This window comes from Pseudomonas sp. 67(2021) (assembly GCF_017491835.1).
Classification (GTDB): domain Bacteria; phylum Pseudomonadota; class Gammaproteobacteria; order Pseudomonadales; family Pseudomonadaceae; genus Aquipseudomonas; species Aquipseudomonas atacamensis.
In genome coordinates, this window is sequence record NZ_JAFGYL010000001.1 from 309994 (window position 1) to 326078 (window position 16085).

13 protein-coding genes and 1 pseudogene are annotated in these 16085 nt (G+C 60.7%); 3 read left to right on the forward strand and 11 right to left on the reverse strand.

The annotated features are described in order from the left end of the window. Nucleotides 1–18: 18 nt before the first annotated feature. Entirely contained in the window at nt 19–2430 is a 2412-nt protein-coding gene (locus J5M66_RS01415) for a penicillin acylase family protein (protein ID WP_207807546.1), read from the forward strand. 200 nt (nt 2431–2630) lie between these two features. Here J5M66_RS01415 and J5M66_RS01420 read toward each other — a convergent pair whose 3' ends face one another. From J5M66_RS01420 to J5M66_RS26880, 8 genes and pseudogenes are all read right to left on the reverse strand, one after another. Further along, nucleotides 2631–3521, reverse strand: coding sequence for an ABC transporter permease subunit (locus J5M66_RS01420; RefSeq protein ID WP_122506169.1), 891 nt, complete (start codon nt 3519–3521; stop codon nt 2631–2633). Next, on the reverse strand, nt 3518–4399 hold the full coding sequence (locus J5M66_RS01425; RefSeq protein ID WP_177421658.1) for an ABC transporter permease subunit: 882 nt from the start codon (nt 4397–4399) through the stop codon (nt 3518–3520). Before J5M66_RS01425 ends, J5M66_RS01420 begins: the two co-directional genes overlap by 4 nt. 35 nt (nt 4400–4434) lie before the next feature. Beyond that, entirely contained in the window at nt 4435–5577 is a 1143-nt protein-coding gene (gene potA / locus J5M66_RS01430; RefSeq protein WP_016772662.1) for a polyamine ABC transporter ATP-binding protein, read from the reverse strand. 63 nt (nt 5578–5640) lie between these two features. Beyond that, on the reverse strand, nt 5641–6738 hold the full coding sequence (locus J5M66_RS01435; protein WP_038860901.1) for a polyamine ABC transporter substrate-binding protein: 1098 nt from the start codon (nt 6736–6738) through the stop codon (nt 5641–5643). Nucleotides 6739–6924: 186 nt separating this feature from the next. Next, nucleotides 6925–8037 carry a polyamine ABC transporter substrate-binding protein gene (locus J5M66_RS01440; protein WP_016772660.1) on the reverse strand — a complete coding sequence of 371 codons (1113 nt, stop codon included), beginning with the start codon at nt 8035–8037 and terminating at the stop codon, nt 6925–6927. Nucleotides 8038–8208: 171 nt separating this feature from the next. Then, entirely contained in the window at nt 8209–9573 is a 1365-nt protein-coding gene (locus J5M66_RS01445; protein WP_207807547.1) for an aspartate aminotransferase family protein, read from the reverse strand. 56 nt (nt 9574–9629) lie between these two features. Beyond that, entirely contained in the window at nt 9630–10988 is a 1359-nt protein-coding gene (locus J5M66_RS01450) for a glutamine synthetase family protein (RefSeq protein ID WP_207807548.1), read from the reverse strand. 333 nt (nt 10989–11321) lie between these two features. After that, nucleotides 11322–11438 (reverse strand): annotated as a pseudogene (locus J5M66_RS26880) (gamma-glutamyl-gamma-aminobutyrate hydrolase family protein); the annotation flags it as partial. 278 nt (nt 11439–11716) lie between these two features. On the opposite strand from J5M66_RS26880, the gene J5M66_RS01455 reads away from it, so the two are divergent. Both J5M66_RS01455 and J5M66_RS01460 read left to right on the forward strand, forming a co-directional pair. Continuing rightward, the gene (locus tag J5M66_RS01455) at nt 11717–13093 is read left to right on the forward strand and encodes a glutamine synthetase family protein (protein ID WP_016772657.1); all 1377 of its coding nucleotides are present in this window, start codon (nt 11717–11719) and stop codon (nt 13091–13093) included. Between the two features lie 285 nt (nt 13094–13378). Continuing rightward, nucleotides 13379–14005: a TetR/AcrR family transcriptional regulator gene (locus J5M66_RS01460; protein ID WP_042607059.1), complete on the forward strand. Its 627-nt coding sequence runs from the start codon at nt 13379–13381 to the stop codon at nt 14003–14005. 167 nt (nt 14006–14172) lie between these two features. On the opposite strand, the gene J5M66_RS01465 is transcribed toward J5M66_RS01460, so the two are convergent. The 3 genes from J5M66_RS01465 to ssuC form a co-directional block, all read right to left on the reverse strand. Then, nucleotides 14173–14388, reverse strand: a complete 216-nt coding sequence (locus J5M66_RS01465; protein WP_003229256.1) for a TOBE domain-containing protein — start codon at nt 14386–14388, stop codon at nt 14173–14175. A 106-nt stretch (nt 14389–14494) separates the two neighbouring features. After that, complete coding sequence (gene ssuB / locus J5M66_RS01470; protein ID WP_207807549.1) at nt 14495–15301, reverse strand: aliphatic sulfonates ABC transporter ATP-binding protein; 807 nt, start codon at nt 15299–15301, stop codon at nt 14495–14497. Then, nucleotides 15298–16080 (reverse strand): aliphatic sulfonate ABC transporter permease SsuC, encoded by a 783-nt coding sequence (gene ssuC, locus J5M66_RS01475; RefSeq protein ID WP_207807550.1) that lies wholly within the window; start codon nt 16078–16080, stop codon nt 15298–15300. The genes ssuB and ssuC overlap by 4 nt, the downstream gene beginning before the upstream one ends. Between the last annotated feature and the right edge of the window lie 5 nt (nt 16081–16085).

Here is a 16085-nt window from a genome sequence, read left to right on the forward strand (position 1 = left end):
CCTGCACAAGGAGTCACCATGAAGCGTGCGTTGATCGTCGTTGCCTTGCTCATCGTTGTCCTGCTCGGCGCCGCTGGCGGGTATATCTACAGCAAGCAGCCGACGCGCCAGGGCCAGGTCGAGTTGCGCAACCTGCAAGGCTCAGTGACCGTGCGCTATGACGAGCGCGGTGTGCCGCATATCCGCGCCGAGAACGAAACCGACCTCTATCGCGCCCTCGGTTATGTGCACGCGCAGGACCGCTTGTTCCAGATGGAAGCCATGCGCCGCCTCGCCCGGGGCGAGCTGGCCGAAGTGCTCGGGCCGAAACTGCTCGACACCGACAAACTGTTCCGCAGCCTGCGCATCCGCGAGCGTGCGGCCAGTTACGTCGCCAGCCTCGACAAGCAGTCGCCGGCGTGGAAGGGCCTGCAAGCCTATCTGGACGGCATCAACCAATATCAGGACAGCCACGCCGCGCCGATCGAGTTCGATGTGCTGGGCATCCCCAAGCGGCCGTTCACTGCCGAAGACAGCATCAGCGTCGCCGGTTACATGGCCTACAGCTTTGCCGCCGCGTTTCGCACCGAGCCGCTGCTGACCTACGTGCGCGATCAGCTCGGCGCCGATTACCTCAATGTCTTCGATCTGGACTGGCAGGCCAAAGGCGTTCTGGCCACCGATCACACCCGCCACGCACCGGCCCTCGCCGCCGGCGACTGGCAGGACCTCACCGCCCTCGCCCGCCTCAGCGAACAGGCGCTGCTCGACAACGGCCTGCCGCAGTTTGAGGGCAGCAACGCCTGGGTGATTGCCGGCAGCCGCAGCCGGAGTGGCAAGCCGTTGCTGGCCGGCGATCCGCATATCCGCTTCTCGGTGCCGTCGGTGTGGTACGAGGCGCAGTTGTCGGCGCCGGGTTTCGAGTTGTACGGCCATCATCAGGCACTGGTGCCGTTCGCGTTTCTGGGACACAACCTCGATTTCGGCTGGAGCCTGACCATGTTCCAGAACGACGATCTCGATCTGATCGCCGAGAAGGTCAACCCGGACAACCCCAATCAGGTCTGGTATCGCGGTCAGTGGACCGACATGCTCGTCAGCGAACAACAGATCAATGTAAAGGGTCAGGCCCCGGTGACTCTCATCTTGCGCCAGTCCCCGCACGGCCCCATCGTCAACGATGCCCTCGGCAGCGCCGCCGGCAAGACCCCGATCGCGATGTGGTGGGCCTTCCTCGAAACACCCAACCCGATCCTCGACGGTTTCTACCAGCTCAACCGCGCCGACACGTTGGCCAACGCCCGCGCGGCAGCGGCCAAGGTGCAGGCGCCGGGTCTGAATCTGGTGTACGCCAATGCCAAGGGCGATATCGCCTGGTGGGCCTCGGCCCTGCTGCCCAAACGTCCGGCCGGGGTGAAACCGGGCTTCATCCTCGACGGCAGCACGCCCGAGGCGGACAAGGACGGCTACTATCCGTTCAGCGCCAACCCGCAGGAAGAGAACCCGGCGCGCGGCTATATCGTCTCGGCCAACTTCCAGCCCGTGTCGCCGACCGGCATGGAGATTCCCGGTTACTACAACCTTGCCGATCGTGGTCAGCAGCTTGACCGTCAGCTCAGCGACAACCGGGTGAAGTGGAGCAACGAGGCCAACCAAAAACTGCAATTGGGCACGGCGACCGGTTACGGCCCGCGTCTGTTGGCGCCGCTGTTGCCGGTGTTGCGTGAGGTGGTCAGTGATCCGGCGCAGCTCAAACTGGTCGAGCAACTGGCGCAGTGGCCGGGCGACTATCCGCTGAATTCGATCAGCGCGACGCTGTTCAACCAGTTCCTCTACGACCTTGCCGATGCGGCGATGCGCGATGAGTTGGGCAATGACTTCTTCGAGACACTGCTGTCGACGCGGGTAATCGATTCGGCGCTGCCACGCTTGGCGGCCAAGGCGGATTCACCGTGGTGGGACAATCGCAGCACGCCGGCCAAAGAAACCCGCGCCGATGTCGTGCGCACGGCGTGGGCGGCAAGCATGGCGCATCTGAAACTGACCCTCGGCGATAACGTGGCCGGTTGGCAGTGGGGCGCGGCGCACACCCTGACCCACGGCCATCCGCTGGGGCAGCAGAAGCCGCTGGATCGCCTGTTCAACGTCGGCCCGTTCGCAGCGCCGGGCAGCCACGAAGTGCCGAACAACCTCTCGGCAAAAATCGGCCCGGCGCCATGGCCGGTGACCTATGGACCGTCGACCCGGCGTCTGGTGGATTTCGCCGATCCGGTGCATGGCCTGACGATCAACCCGGTCGGCCAAAGTGGCGTACCGCTGGACAGTCACTATGACGCGCAAGCCGAGGCGTATGTGGAGGGGATTTATGCGCAGGCGCATTTCAGCGAGGAAGAGGTGCTGGCGAATACGCGCAGTACGTTGAAGCTGCTGCCTGCGCGGGTTGCGCCATAAATCCCGGCTGGATTGACAGGCCCCTTCGCGAGCAGGCTCGCTCCCACAGGAGATTGCATTCCAAATGTGGGAGCGAGCCTGCTCGCGAAAGCGCTTTGTCAGCCGACATCCGAGTCGACTGACACTCCGTCTTCGCGAGCAGGCTCGCTCCCACATTTACAACCGGGTTGGCCGCAGGGTTGAGGCCAACCTGATATTGCTTAAGCCGATTGCGGTGCTGGCGCGCGGCGTGCGTCCGGTTGCTTCCACGAATCAGCCGCGCTTTCTTCGATGGCTTGCTGGATGGCTTTCTTGCGGGCTTCTTCGGCGCGGCGGCTGAAGAACCAGACGAGGAAGGTCACCAGCGACACCGCCAGCAGAATCAGACTGGCCACGGCGTTGATTTCCGGCTTTACGCCCAAGCGCACCGCCGAGAACACTTCCATCGGCAGGGTCGTCGAACCCGGGCCGGAGACGAAGCTTGCCAGCACCAGGTCATCCAGCGACAGCGCGAACGACATCATCCCGCCCGCCGCCAGCGATGGCGCGATCATCGGGATGGTGATCAGGAAGAACACCTTCCACGGCCGTGCACCCAAATCCATCGCCGCTTCTTCGATCGACAGGTCCAGCTCACGCAAGCGCGCCGACACCACCACCGCCACATACGCCGCGCAGAACGTAGTGTGCGCAATCCAGATGGTGACGATGCCGCGTTCCTGCGGCCAGCCGATCATCTGCGCCATGGCCACGAACAGCAGCAACAGCGACAGACCGGTGATCACTTCCGGCATCACCAGTGGCGCAGTCACCAGGCCGCCAAACAGCGTGCGGCCCTTGAAGTGGGTGATGCGCGTCAGCACGAACGCGGCCAGGGTACCCAATGCCACCGCAGCAACCGCGGTGTAGCAGGCGATTTCCAGCGAACGCAGCACCGAGCCCATCAGTTGCGAGTTGTCGAGCAGGCCGACGTACCACTTGATCGACCAGCCGCCCCACACCGTCACCAGTTTCGAGGCGTTGAACGAGTAGATCACCAGGATCAGCATCGGCAGATAGATGAACAGCAGACCCAGTACCAGCATCAGGCTGGAGAAACGGAAGCGCTTCATTCTTTACCCTCCATTTCCTTGGCCTGACTGCGGTTGAACAGGATGATCGGCACAATCAGGATCGCCAGCATCACCACCGCCAGGGCGGACGCCACCGGCCAGTCGCGGTTGTTGAAGAACTCTTGCCACAACACCTTACCGATCATCAGGGTTTCCGGGCCGCCGAGCAGTTCAGGGATCACGAACTCGCCGACCACCGGAATGAACACCAGCATGCAGCCGGCAATGATGCCGTTCTTGGACAGCGGAATGGTGATTTTCCAGAAGCTGTTGAAGGTGCTCGACCCCAGATCAGACGCGGCTTCCAGCAGACTCTGATCGTGTTTGACCAGGTTGGCGTAGAGCGGCAGGATCATGAACGGCAGGTACGAATAGACAATCCCGATGTACACCGCCAGGTTGGTATTGAGAATCTGCAGCGGCTCGTCGATCAGGCCCATGCTCATCAGGAAGCCGTTGAGCAGGCCGTTGTTGCTGAGGATGCCCATCCACGCGTAGACGCGGATCAGGATCGCCGTCCAGGTCGGCATCATGATCAGCAGCACCAGCACCGTTTGCAGCTCTTTGCGCGCGCTGGCGATGGCGTAGGCCATCGGGTAACCGATCAGCAGGCAGAGCACGGTGCTGATAAAAGCCATTTTCAGCGAGCCAAGATAGGCCGCGATGTACAGCTCGTCGTCACCGAGTAACGCGTAGTTGCCCAAGTTCAGCAGCACTTGCAGCTTCTGCTCGGCGTAGGTGTAGATCTCGGTGTAAGGCGGGATCGCCACGTCGGCTTCGGCGAAGCTGATCTTCAGGACGATGAAGAACGGCAGCATGAAGAACAGGAACAGCCAGATGAACGGCACCCCGATGACCATCTGCCGGCCATTGGGGATGATTCGGTTTATACGGCGTTTGAATTTGCGCATGTTCATGAGCGAAGCACCACGCCGCTATCGTCTTCCCACCACACGTAGACCTGATCGCCCCAGGTCGGACGCGCGCCGCGACGTTCGGCGTTGGCGACGAACGACTGCACCAGTTTGCCGCTCGGCAATTCGACGTAGAACACCGAGTGTCCGCCCAGATAAGCGATGTCGTGGACCTTGCCGCTCGACCAGTTGTACTCGCAGGTCGGCATGTCGGCGGTGACCAGCAGCTTCTCCGGACGAATCGCGTAGGTGACCGACTTGTCCTGCACCGAGGTGCTGATGCCGTGGCCGACGTAGATCTGCCGGTCGAGGTCCTTGCAGGTGATGGTCGCGTGGCCTTCGGCGTCGTCGATCACTTCGCCTTCGAAGATGTTGACGTTGCCGATGAATTCGCAGACCAGACGGCTGGTCGGGGTTTCGTAGATGTCGATCGGGCTACCAATCTGCGCGATCCAACCGAGGTGCATGATCGCGATGCGCTCGGCCATGGTCATGGCCTCTTCCTGGTCGTGGGTCACCATCACGCAGGTCACGCCGACGCGCTCGATGATTTCCACCAGTTCCAGTTGCATCTGCGAACGCAGTTTCTTGTCCAGTGCGCCCATCGGTTCGTCGAGCAGCAACAGCTTCGGCCGCTTGGCCAGCGAGCGGGCAAGGGCCACGCGCTGACGCTGACCGCCGGACAGTTGATGCGGCTTGCGCTTGGCGTACTGGCTCATCTGCACCAGCTTGAGCATCTCGGCCACGCGGGCGTCGATTTCAGCCTTGGGAATCTTGTCCTGCTGCAGGCCGAAGGCAATGTTCTGCGCCACGGTCATGTGCGGGAACAAGGCGTAGGACTGAAACATCATGTTGATCGGACGGTCGTACGGCGGCATGTCGGTGATGTCGACGCCGTCGAGGAAAATCCGCCCTTCCGTGGGCCGTTCGAAGCCTGCAAGCATCCGTAGCAAGGTGGATTTGCCCGATCCCGAACCGCCGAGCAGAGCAAAAATTTCGCCCTTCTTGATTTCCAGGGACACGTCGTCCACGGCAATCGTCTCGTCGAACTTCTTCGTGACCCGGTCGATTTTGACCAGCACCTGTTTTGGTGTCTGGTCGCCCTCGAGGGCTTTCTTGTAGGCGCCGGAGGCAACTGCCATTTACGAAACTCCCAACAGAAGCAGCAGTTCGCCCCGCAAGACGAACCCTGGATAGTTTGTGCGTTATTTGCCCGACTTGACCTTGGTCCAGCTACGGGTCATCAAACGCTGAATATTGGCTGGCAACTCGGTCGACACGTAGGTCTTGTCGAGGACTGCTTGCGGTGGGTAAACCGCTTCGTCGGTGCGAATGGATTGTTCCATCAGCTTGTCCGAACCCGGGTTGGGGTTGGCGTAACCGACGTAATCACTGACCTGGGCGATCACCTCAGGTTTCAGCAAATAGTTGATGAAGGCGTGGGCTTCCTTGACGTTGGACGAATCCTTGGGGATCGCCAGCATGTCGAACCACAGCGCGCCGCCCTCTTTCGGAATCGAATAGGCGATGTTGACGCCCTTCTTGGCTTCCTCGGCACGGTTCTTCGCCTGGAAAATGTCGCCGGAGAAACCGATGGCCACGCAGATGTCGCCGTTGGCCAGATCGCCGATGTACTTCGAGGAATGGAAATAGGTCACGTAGGGACGCACCGCGAGCAACTTGGCGGTGGCCTTTTCGTAGTCCTTGGTGTTGGTGCTGTTGGCGTTCAGGCCCAGGTAATTGAGCATCGTCGGCATCATTTCATCAGCCGAATCGAGGAACGCGACACCGCAGCTGTGCAGCTTCTTGATGTTTTCCGGCTCGAACAGCACGGCCCAGGAATCGATCTTGTCGATACCGAGCACGGCCTTGACCTTGTCGACGTTGTAGCCGATGCCGTTGGTGCCCCACAGATACGGCACGGCGTAGAGGTTGCCGGGGTCGTTCTGCTCCAGGCGCTTGAGCAGCACCGGGTCGAGGTTGGAATAATTCGGCAGCTGCGCCTTGTCGAGCTTCTGGAACGCGCCCGCCTTGATCTGCTTGCCAAGGAAGTGGTTCGACGGCACGACCACGTCGTAACCGGTGCGCCCGGCGAGCAGCTTGCCTTCCAGGGTTTCGTTGGAGTCGAAAACGTCGTAGACCGGTTTGATCCCGGTCTCTTTCTCGAAGTCGGCCAGGGTCGATTCGCCGATGTAATCGGACCAGTTATAAATATGCACCGTACCGGCGGCCTGGGCTCCGACAGCGATTGTCAGGCCGGCAGCGGCCAGCAGGGCTTTGCGCAAAGAAGAAAATACAGGCAAGTGGAGGTCCTCTAAATGGATTGGGCCCAAGTTGCCCCGCGCTGCATGACAGCCATGGCTGCCCGACAACAAAACCGGCGCGCAACTTACCCTCGAAAAACCGATCCAGCAAAACTTTCTGTCATTTAATTATCCGCTGGCCGCCGTCGCGACGACGACGGCCAGTGGTTGTGGCGACAAACCGGCTTATTTGCCCGATTTGATCTTGGTCCAGCTGCGGGTGATCAGACGCAGTGTGGCGGCGTCCAGATCGCTGATCGCATAGAGCTGTTTCTTCACTTCAGCCGAAGGATAGATGCTCGGGTCGCTGGTGATGTCCTTGTCCACCATAGGCGTCGCCGCCTTGTTGCCGTTCGGGAAACGCACGGCGTTGGTGATGCCGGCCATCACTTGCGGCTCCATCAGGTAGTTCATGAACTTGTAGGCGGCTTCGACGTTTTCGGCATCCTTGGGAATGGCGACCATGTCGTAGAAAGTACCGGCGCCTTCTTTCGGAATGGTGTAGGCCAGCTTGACCTTGTCACCGGCTTCCTGAGCGCGGGTCTTGGATTGCTCCAGGTCACCCGAGTAACCGACGGCGACGCAGATGTTGCCGTTGGCCAGGTCGGAGATGTACTTGGAAGAGTGGAAGTAGGCGACCGAAGGACGGATCTTCAGGAACAGGTCTTCGGCGGCTTTCAGATCAGCCTTGTCCTTGCTGTTGGTCGGCTTGCCCAGATAGTGCAATGCCGCCGGAATCATTTCGGTCGGGGCATCGAGGAAGCTCACGCCGCAGCTTTTGAGTTTCTCGATGTTTTCCGGCTTGAACACCACGTCCCACGAATCAATCTTGTCGATGCCCAGCGCAGCCTTGACCTTGGCCGGGTTGTAGCCGATGCCGATCGAGCCCCACATGTACGGGAAGGCGTGTTTGTTGCCCTGGTCGCTGGCATCGCCAACGGCCTTGAGCAGGTCTTCGTCGAGGTTTTTCCAGTTAGGCAGCTTGGACTTGTCCAGCTCCTGGTAAACGCCGGCCTTGATCTGCTTGGCGAGGAAATTGTTGGAAGGCACCACGATGTCGTAACCGGACTTGCCGGCCAGCAGCTTGGCTTCCAGGGTTTCGTTACTGTCGAAGACGTCGTAGACGACTTTGATCCCGGTGGCTTTTTCGAAGTTGGCCACGGTGTCCGGCGCGATGTAGTCGGACCAGTTGTAGACGTGCAGTACCTTGTCGTCCGCGTGCACCGCACCCGCCATCATGCCCGCCATGGACAGCGCGAGCAGAGTCTTGCCAGCTAGCTTTTTACCTAATGCCTTCATGCGTCATGCTCCAAATTTTTCTTTTTTGAACCACTTTGTTCAGCGGCCGAACCCGGACAACTGGAACCGCGGCTAGTCTGGCAAGATCCGAGGCGGTCTTTCAACAAAAGACCAGCCTTTCTGACAGCTTTGAGCGAGTGCGCCGCAGCTCCCCCGCCCAAAGCCTAGCACCTAGGCCTGTAGCGCACCGAGGGTCAGGTCCAGACACTTGCGTGCCTTTGTAACCAGCTCATCGATCTCCGCTTTGCTGATCACCAGCGGCGGCGCGATGATCATGGTGTCGCCGACTGCGCGCATGATTAGGCCGTTGTCGAAGCAGAACTGCCGGCAGATCATGCCCACACCCTTGCCTTCGTAACGCTTGCGCGTGGCCTTGTCCTGCACCAGCTCGATCGCCCCCAGCAGACCGACGCCGCGAACTTCACCCACCAACGGGTGATCGTTCAGCTCGCGCAGACGTTTCTGCAAATACGGTGCCGTTTCGTTGTGGGCGTTCTCGATAATTTTTTCGTCGCGCAGGATGCGGATGTTTTCCAGGCCCACAGCGGCTGCCACCGGGTGGCCGGAGTAAGTGAAGCCATGGTTGAAATCGCCGCCTTCATTGAGCACGGCCACCACCGAATCACGCACGATCAACCCGCCCATCGGGATGTAGCCGGAGGTCAGGCCCTTGGCGATGGTCATCATGTGCGGCTTGAGGTCGTAGAAATCGCTACCGAACCACTCACCGGTACGGCCGAAGCCGCAGATCACTTCGTCGGCAACAAAGAGGATGTCGTACTTGGCGAGGATTTCCTTGATGCGCGGCCAGTAGGTATCAGGCGGAATGATCACGCCGCCGGCACCCTGGATCGGCTCGGCAATAAAGGCACCGACGTTGTCGACGCCGACCTCGAGAATCTTTTCTTCGAGCTGATTGGCCGCCCAGATGCCGAACCCTTCCGGCGACATGTCACCGCCTTCGGCGAACCAGTACGGCTGGGCGATGTGGACAATGCCCGGAATCGGCAGGTCGCCCTGCTCGTGCATATAAGTCATGCCGCCGAGGCTGGCGCCGGCCACGGTAGAACCGTGGTAACCGTTCTTGCGGCTGATGATGACTTTCTTGTTCGGCTGGCCTTTGATCGCCCAGTAGTGGCGGACCATGCGCAACATGGTGTCGTTGCCTTCGGAGCCGGAGCCAGTGAAGAACACGTGGTTCATGCCTTCTGGCGCCACGTCGGCAATCGACTTGGCCAGTTCCAGTGCCGGCGGGTGTGCGGTCTGGAAGAACAGGTTGTAGTACGGCAGTTCGCGCATCTGTTTGGCGGCGGCATCGGCCAGCTCATCGCGACCGTAACCGATCGCCACGCACCAGAGGCCAGCCATGCCGTCGAGGATCTTGTTGCCTTCGCTGTCCCACAGATAAACGCCCTTGGCGTTGGTGATGATCCGCGGGCCCTTCTCTTTCAGTTGCTTGAAGTCGCTGAACGGGGCCAGGTGGTGATCGCTGCTCAGCGCTTGCCACTCACGGGTTTGCGGGTTGTTGCTGGTCATGCCAATTCTCCTTGTTATCGGTGAAGGCGCGACGGCTGGCCGCCGCGCCCGGCGTATCAGACGGCGAAGAGCAGGTACTCACGCTCCCAGGAACTGATCACGCGCTTGAAGTTTTCATGCTCGGCCCGCTTGACCGCGACGTAGCCGGCGATGAAGGTCTTGCCGAGGTACTTCTCGATGGTCGCGCTGTTTTCCATACGCTCCAGCGCGTCCTCGATGGTCAGCGGCAGGCGCAGGTTGCGGCGCTCGTATCCACGGCCGACCACAGGCGCGCTCGGATTCAGGCCCTCGACCATGCCGATGTAGCCGCAGAGCAGGCTCGCGGCGATCGCCAGGTACGGGTTGGCGTCGGCGCCCGGCAGGCGGTTTTCCACGCGGCGGTTCTGCGGGCCGGCATCCGGTACGCGTAGGCCGACGGTGCGGTTTTCTTCACCCCACTCGACGTTCACCGGTGCCGAAGTATCCGGGAGGAAGCGGCGGAACGAGTTGACGTTCGGTGCGAACAGCGGCAACAGCTCGGGGATCAATTTTTGCAGACCACCGATGTGGTGCAGGAACAACTGGCTCATGGTCCCGTCTTCGTTGGAGAAGACGTTCTTGCCGGTCTGAATGTCGATGATGCTCTGGTGCAGGTGCATGGCGCTGCCCGGCTCGCCGGTCATCGGCTTGGCCATGAATGTCGCTGCCACGTCGTGCTTGAGCGCGGCTTCGCGCATGGTGCGCTTGAACACCAGAATCTGATCGGCCAGCGACAGGGCGTCACCGTGACGGAAGTTGATTTCCATCTGCGCCGTGCCGTCCTCGTGGATCAGCGTGTCGAGGTCCAGCTCCTGCAATTCGCACCAGTCGTAGACGTCTTCGAACAGCGGGTCGAATTCGTTGGCCGCTTCAATGGAGAACGACTGCCGGCCGATTTCCGGACGGCCCGAGCGGCCGATCGGCGGCTGCAACGGATAGTCGGGGTCGTCGCTGCGCTTGGTCAGGTAGAACTCCATTTCCGGCGCCACGATCGGCTGCCAGCCCTTGTCGGCATACAGCTTCAAAACTTTCTTGAGGACGTTGCGCGGCGACAGCTCGATCGGGTTGCCTTGCTTGTCGTAGGTGTCGTGGATCACCTGCGCGGTCGGCTCTATGGCCCACGGCACCAGGTACACGGCGTTCTGGTCGGGGCGGCAGATCATGTCAATGTCGGCCGGGTCGAGCAGTTCGTAATAGATGTCGTCTTCGACGTAGTCGCCGGTCACGGTCTGCAGCAGCACGCTCTCCGGCAGACGCATGCCTTTCTCGGCGATGAACTTGTTGGTCGGCGAAATCTTGCCCCGGGTAATACCGGTCAAGTCGCCGATCATGCATTCGACTTCTGTGATCTTGCGGTCTTTCAACCAATCGGTGAGCTGGTCGAGGTTGTTACTCATAAATGCCTCTGGGCTGAGTCTCCTGACGCGATGTCAGGCAATTTTGACGCTTGCGGCGTCGCGTTAAAGGGGGCTTGCTCGCGCAGTGCCGGCTTACGCCTGGCACCGCGCATAGACAATGAAAGAGGAGCTTACCTGCCCTTGACGCTGGCGTTGCATTTCCCGTGCACTTTGCGAACGTGCAGAATCACAAGCATGACGCTGAGTGCGGCACGGGCTTTGGGAGGGAAAGAGTTCTATAGTGAAAGGAGACGCCATAAAGCGGATGCTGTGCTCGACGTCCAGAATATCGGACGCTGCCGTTTTGCCGGATGTTGGCGAGCGTGTCGTCAACAGGCTGCGCGCCTTGCTGGCTGCGCTACGGACGGATTGATCGCCACTGATGTGATGAGCATGCAGACCGGACTGTTGCGAGCAGTCGGTGATGCCGATTAACGGCAGGCGAGACATGAAGCACCCCGGTATTATTGCTGTTATGGGTTTGACCGGAGCTTAGCCTTGTTCATTTTTTTACACAACACCCCCGTAAAAAATACAACACGGCCTGCTCAAGCCCGCAGCTGAGCAACGTTCAAGGTTTGAAAAAACGCCCCAAAGTGCCCCATAAATGCCCTTCAAGCGCTTTTTCGGGGCAAAAAAGGCCTCGCTTGACTTCGGGAGGCCGTTCGGGTTGACTGAAACCAGAAAAGATCAATGATTGATATTTTTAACAACAAAGGTGTTGCATCATGTCGGTACCCCCGCGTGCCGTTCAGCTTAACGAAGCGAACGCGTTCCTTAAGGAACATCCTGAGGTTCTGTACGTTGACCTTCTGATTGCGGATATGAATGGTGTGGTGCGCGGCAAGCGCATCGAACGCACCAGCCTCCACAAGGTTTACGAGAAAGGCATCAACCTGCCGGCCTCTCTATTTGCTCTGGATATCAATGGCTCCACGGTGGAAAGCACCGGGCTGGGCCTGGACATCGGCGATGCCGATCGCATCTGCTATCCGATCCCCGATACCCTGTGCAACGAGCCATGGCAGAAGCGCCCGACCGCGCAGCTGTTGATGACCATGCACGAACTCGAAGGCGATCCGTTCTTCGCCGATCCCCGTGAAGTGCTGCGCCAGGTGGTGACCAAGTTCGACGAGCTCGGCCTGACCATCTGCGCCGCCTTCGAACTCGAGTTCTACCTGATCGACCAGGAAAACGTGAACGGCCGTCCGCAGCCGCCACGCTCGCCGATCTCCGGCAAACGCCCGCACTCGACGCAGGTCTACCTGATCGACGACCTCGACGAATACGTCGACTGCCTCCAGGACATTCTGGAAGGTGCCAAAGAGCAAGGCATCCCGGCCGATGCGATCGTCAAGGAAAGTGCCCCGGCGCAGTTCGAAGTGAACCTGCACCACGTCGCCGATCCGATCAAGGCCTGCGACTACGCCGTCCTGCTCAAGCGTCTGATCAAGAACATCGCCTACGACCATGAAATGGACACCACCTTCATGGCCAAGCCGTATCCGGGCCAGGCGGGCAATGGTCTGCACGTACACATTTCGATTCTGGACAAAGCCGGCAAAAACATTTTTGCCAGCGAGGATCCCGAGCAGAACGCCGCGCTGCGTCACGCGATCGGCGGTGTGCTCGAGACCCTGCCGGCGCAGATGGCTTTCCTCTGCCCGAACGTCAACTCCTACCGTCGCTTCGGCGCGCAGTTCTACGTACCGAACTCGCCGTGCTGGGGCCTGGACAACCGCACCGTGGCGATTCGCGTACCGACCGGCTCTGCCGATGCCGTCCGTATCGAGCACCGCGTGGCCGGCGCCGACGCCAACCCGTACCTGCTGATGGCTTCGGTACTGGCCGGCGTGCACCACGGCCTGGTCAACAAGATCGAACCGGGCGCGCCTGTCGAAGGCAACAGCTACGAGCAGAACGAACAGAGCCTGCCGAACAACTTGCGCGATGCCCTGCGCGAGCTGGACGACAGCGAGGTGATGGCCAAGTACATCGATCCGAAGTACATCGATATCTTCGTCGCCTGCAAGGAAAGCGAGCTGGAGGAGTTCGAACACTCCATCTCCGACCTTGAGTACAACTGGTATCTGCATACCGTTTAAATGGTTTGCAGCTTCAAAAAAACGCCGTTGGCTGATTCAGCCAGCGGCGTTTTTTTATGGCCGAACACAAAACCTGTGGCGAGGGGAATTATCCCCGTTGGGTTGCGAAGCAGCCCCAAATCCATCCCACTCGGTGCGTCAGGAATACCCGGCTCTCAGGGTTTACGACTGCTGCGCAGCCGAACGGGGCGGTGCGACGTTTCGCTAAATCCCCTCGCCACAGGGTACTGGCAGACAACACCTGAACCGCCTCGTACAATGCCCGCTGCCCCGCAGGAGACTTCCATGACGCGTCCCGCCACCGTCCGCAAACCCCGTGCCCGCAGTCAGGCGCGGATCGATTCGATCCTCGATGCCGCGCGCACGCTGCTGGCGGCCGAGGGCGTGGCCAGTCTGTCGATCTACAGCGTCGCCGAGCGCGCGCAGATTCCGCCCTCCTCCGTGTATCACTTCTTCGCCAGCGTACCGGCGCTGCTCGAAGCGCTGACCGCCGATGTCCACGCAGCCTTCCGCGCTTGCCTGCAAGCGCCGATCGATCACGATGCTTTGCGTGACTGGCGTGATCTGTCGCGACTGGTCGAACAGCGCATGCTGGAGATCTACGACCAGGATGCGGCCGCGCGGCAATTGATCCTGGCGCAACACGGCCTGACCGAAGTGACCCAGGCCGACCGCCAGCACGATCTGGAACTGGGCGACCTGATGCACAAGCTGTTCGACCAGCATTTCGAGTTGCCGAGGCTGCCGGACGATGTCGATGTGTTTGCCCTGGCGATGGAACTGGGCGACCGGGTCTATGCTCGTTCGGTGCAGCAGCACGGGCAGATCACCCCGCGCATGGCCGAGGAAGGGATGCGCGTGTTTGATGCCTATATCGGGTTGTATCTGCCGCCGTATCTACCCAAGCGCTGAGACATGATCGTTCCCACGCGCAGCAAAGGAATGCAGCCCGTGACGCTCCGCGTCACTGGACGCGGAGCGTCCCTAGAGGCATTCCCACGCGGAGCATGGGAACGATCGACAGGCACAAAAAACCCCGCAGGGCTCACACCCTCCGGGGTTGTTTTTTGTTCACCGGCTTACAACTTGGCGATCGATACCTCGGTGGATTTCACAAAGGCGATCACTTCGCTGCCGACCACCAGCTCCAGCTCTTTCACAGAGCGGGTAGTGATCACCGAAGTGACGATGCCCGAAGCGGTCTGCACGTCGATTTCCGACAGCACGTCGCCGAGGACGATTTCCTTGATCGAGCCTTTGAACTGGTTGCGCACGTTGATGGCTTTGATAGTCATGGCATTTCTCCTAGGATCGAAATGAGCTGCAAGCGGCAAGCTATAAGCTGCAAGTAAAAGCACCAGGCTTGTTCTTGCGGCTTGTAGCTTGAAGCTTGCAGCTGCTTCATTGCGCCCAACGCAGTTGCGTAGGCAGGGGTGAAACGGGTTCCGGCGCCGGCGGTTCGCCGGGCAGGGACAGAACACGGTTGAGCACTTCGGTTTCCAGTGCGGCGAGACGATGCGAGCCACGGACACGCGGGCGCGGCAGATCGACGTGCAGGTCGAGGCCGACTTCGCCGTCCTCGATCAGGATCACCCGATCGGCAATCGCCACCGCTTCGCTGACGTCGTGGGTCACCAGCAGCACGGTAAAACCGTGTTGCTGCCACAGCCGTTCGATCAGTTGCTGCATCTCGATGCGGGTCAGGGCATCCAGTGCGCCGAGCGGTTCGTCGAGCAGCAGCAGACGCGGCTGGTGGATCAGCGCCCGGGCTAGCGCCACGCGCTGCTTCTGGCCACCGGACAACGCCGCAGGCCACTCATTGGCGCGATCGGCCAGACCCACTGCGTCCAGTGCATCCAGCGCTTGTTGGCGCCAGTTGCCCTTGAGGCCGAGACCGACATTGTCGATGATCCTTTTCCACGGCAGCAGCCGCGCTTCCTGGAACATCAGCCGCGTATCGTCGCGCGCCTGGCTGAGCGGCGCGGAGCCGGCCAGCAGCTCGCCGCCAGTGGGTTGATCGAGGCCGGCGAGCAAGCGCAAGAACGTGCTCTTGCCACAACCGCTGCGCCCGACCACGGCGACAAACTGCCCCGCCGGAATGTGCAGATCGATGTCGCGCAGCACCTGCCGCGCGCCGAAGGTTTTCTGCAGGTTGCGCACCGCCAGTGGAATCCCGCGCAACAAGCGTGGAGGTTGTTGAGCGGTCATGCCGCACATCCCTTGGCAACCTGATAGGCCGGATGCCAGCGCAGCCACACACGCTCAAGTCCACGGGCAGCGAGGTCGGCGAGTTTGCCGAGCACCGCGTAAAGCAGGATCGCCAGCACCACCACGTCGGTCTGCAAGAACTCTCGAGCGTTCATCGCCAGATAGCCGATGCCGGAGCTGGCCGAGATGGTTTCAGCGACGATCAGCGTCAGCCACATGAAGCCCAAAGCGAAGCGCACGCCAACCAGAATCGACGGCAACGCACCCGGCAGAATCACCTGCCAGAACAGGCTGAAACCGCTCAGGCCATAACTGCGCGCCATCTCCACCAGCGCCGGGTCGACGTTGCGGATGCCGTGATACGTGTTCAGGTAAATCGGAAACAAGGTGCCCAGCGCCACCAGAAAAATCTTCGCTGACTCGTCGATCCCGAACCACAGGATCACCAGCGGAATCAGCGCCAGATGCGGCACGTTGCGGATCATCTGCACCGAGCTGTCGAGCAGGCGCTCGCCCCACTTCGACAGGCCGGTGATGAAACCCAGCACCAGACCAATGCTGCCGCCGATGGTAAAACCGAGTGCCGCGCGCCAGCCGCTGATCGCCAGGTGCGTCCAGATCTCGCCGCTGCGTACCAGACTGACGCCGGCTTCGATCACTGCCACCGGTGCCGGCAGAATCCGTGTCGATAACCAGCCCGCCGACACCGACAACTGCCACACCGCCAGCAGCAACACCGGCAACGCCCAAGGCGCGAGGCTGTGGATAAATTTGTTCATGGCCG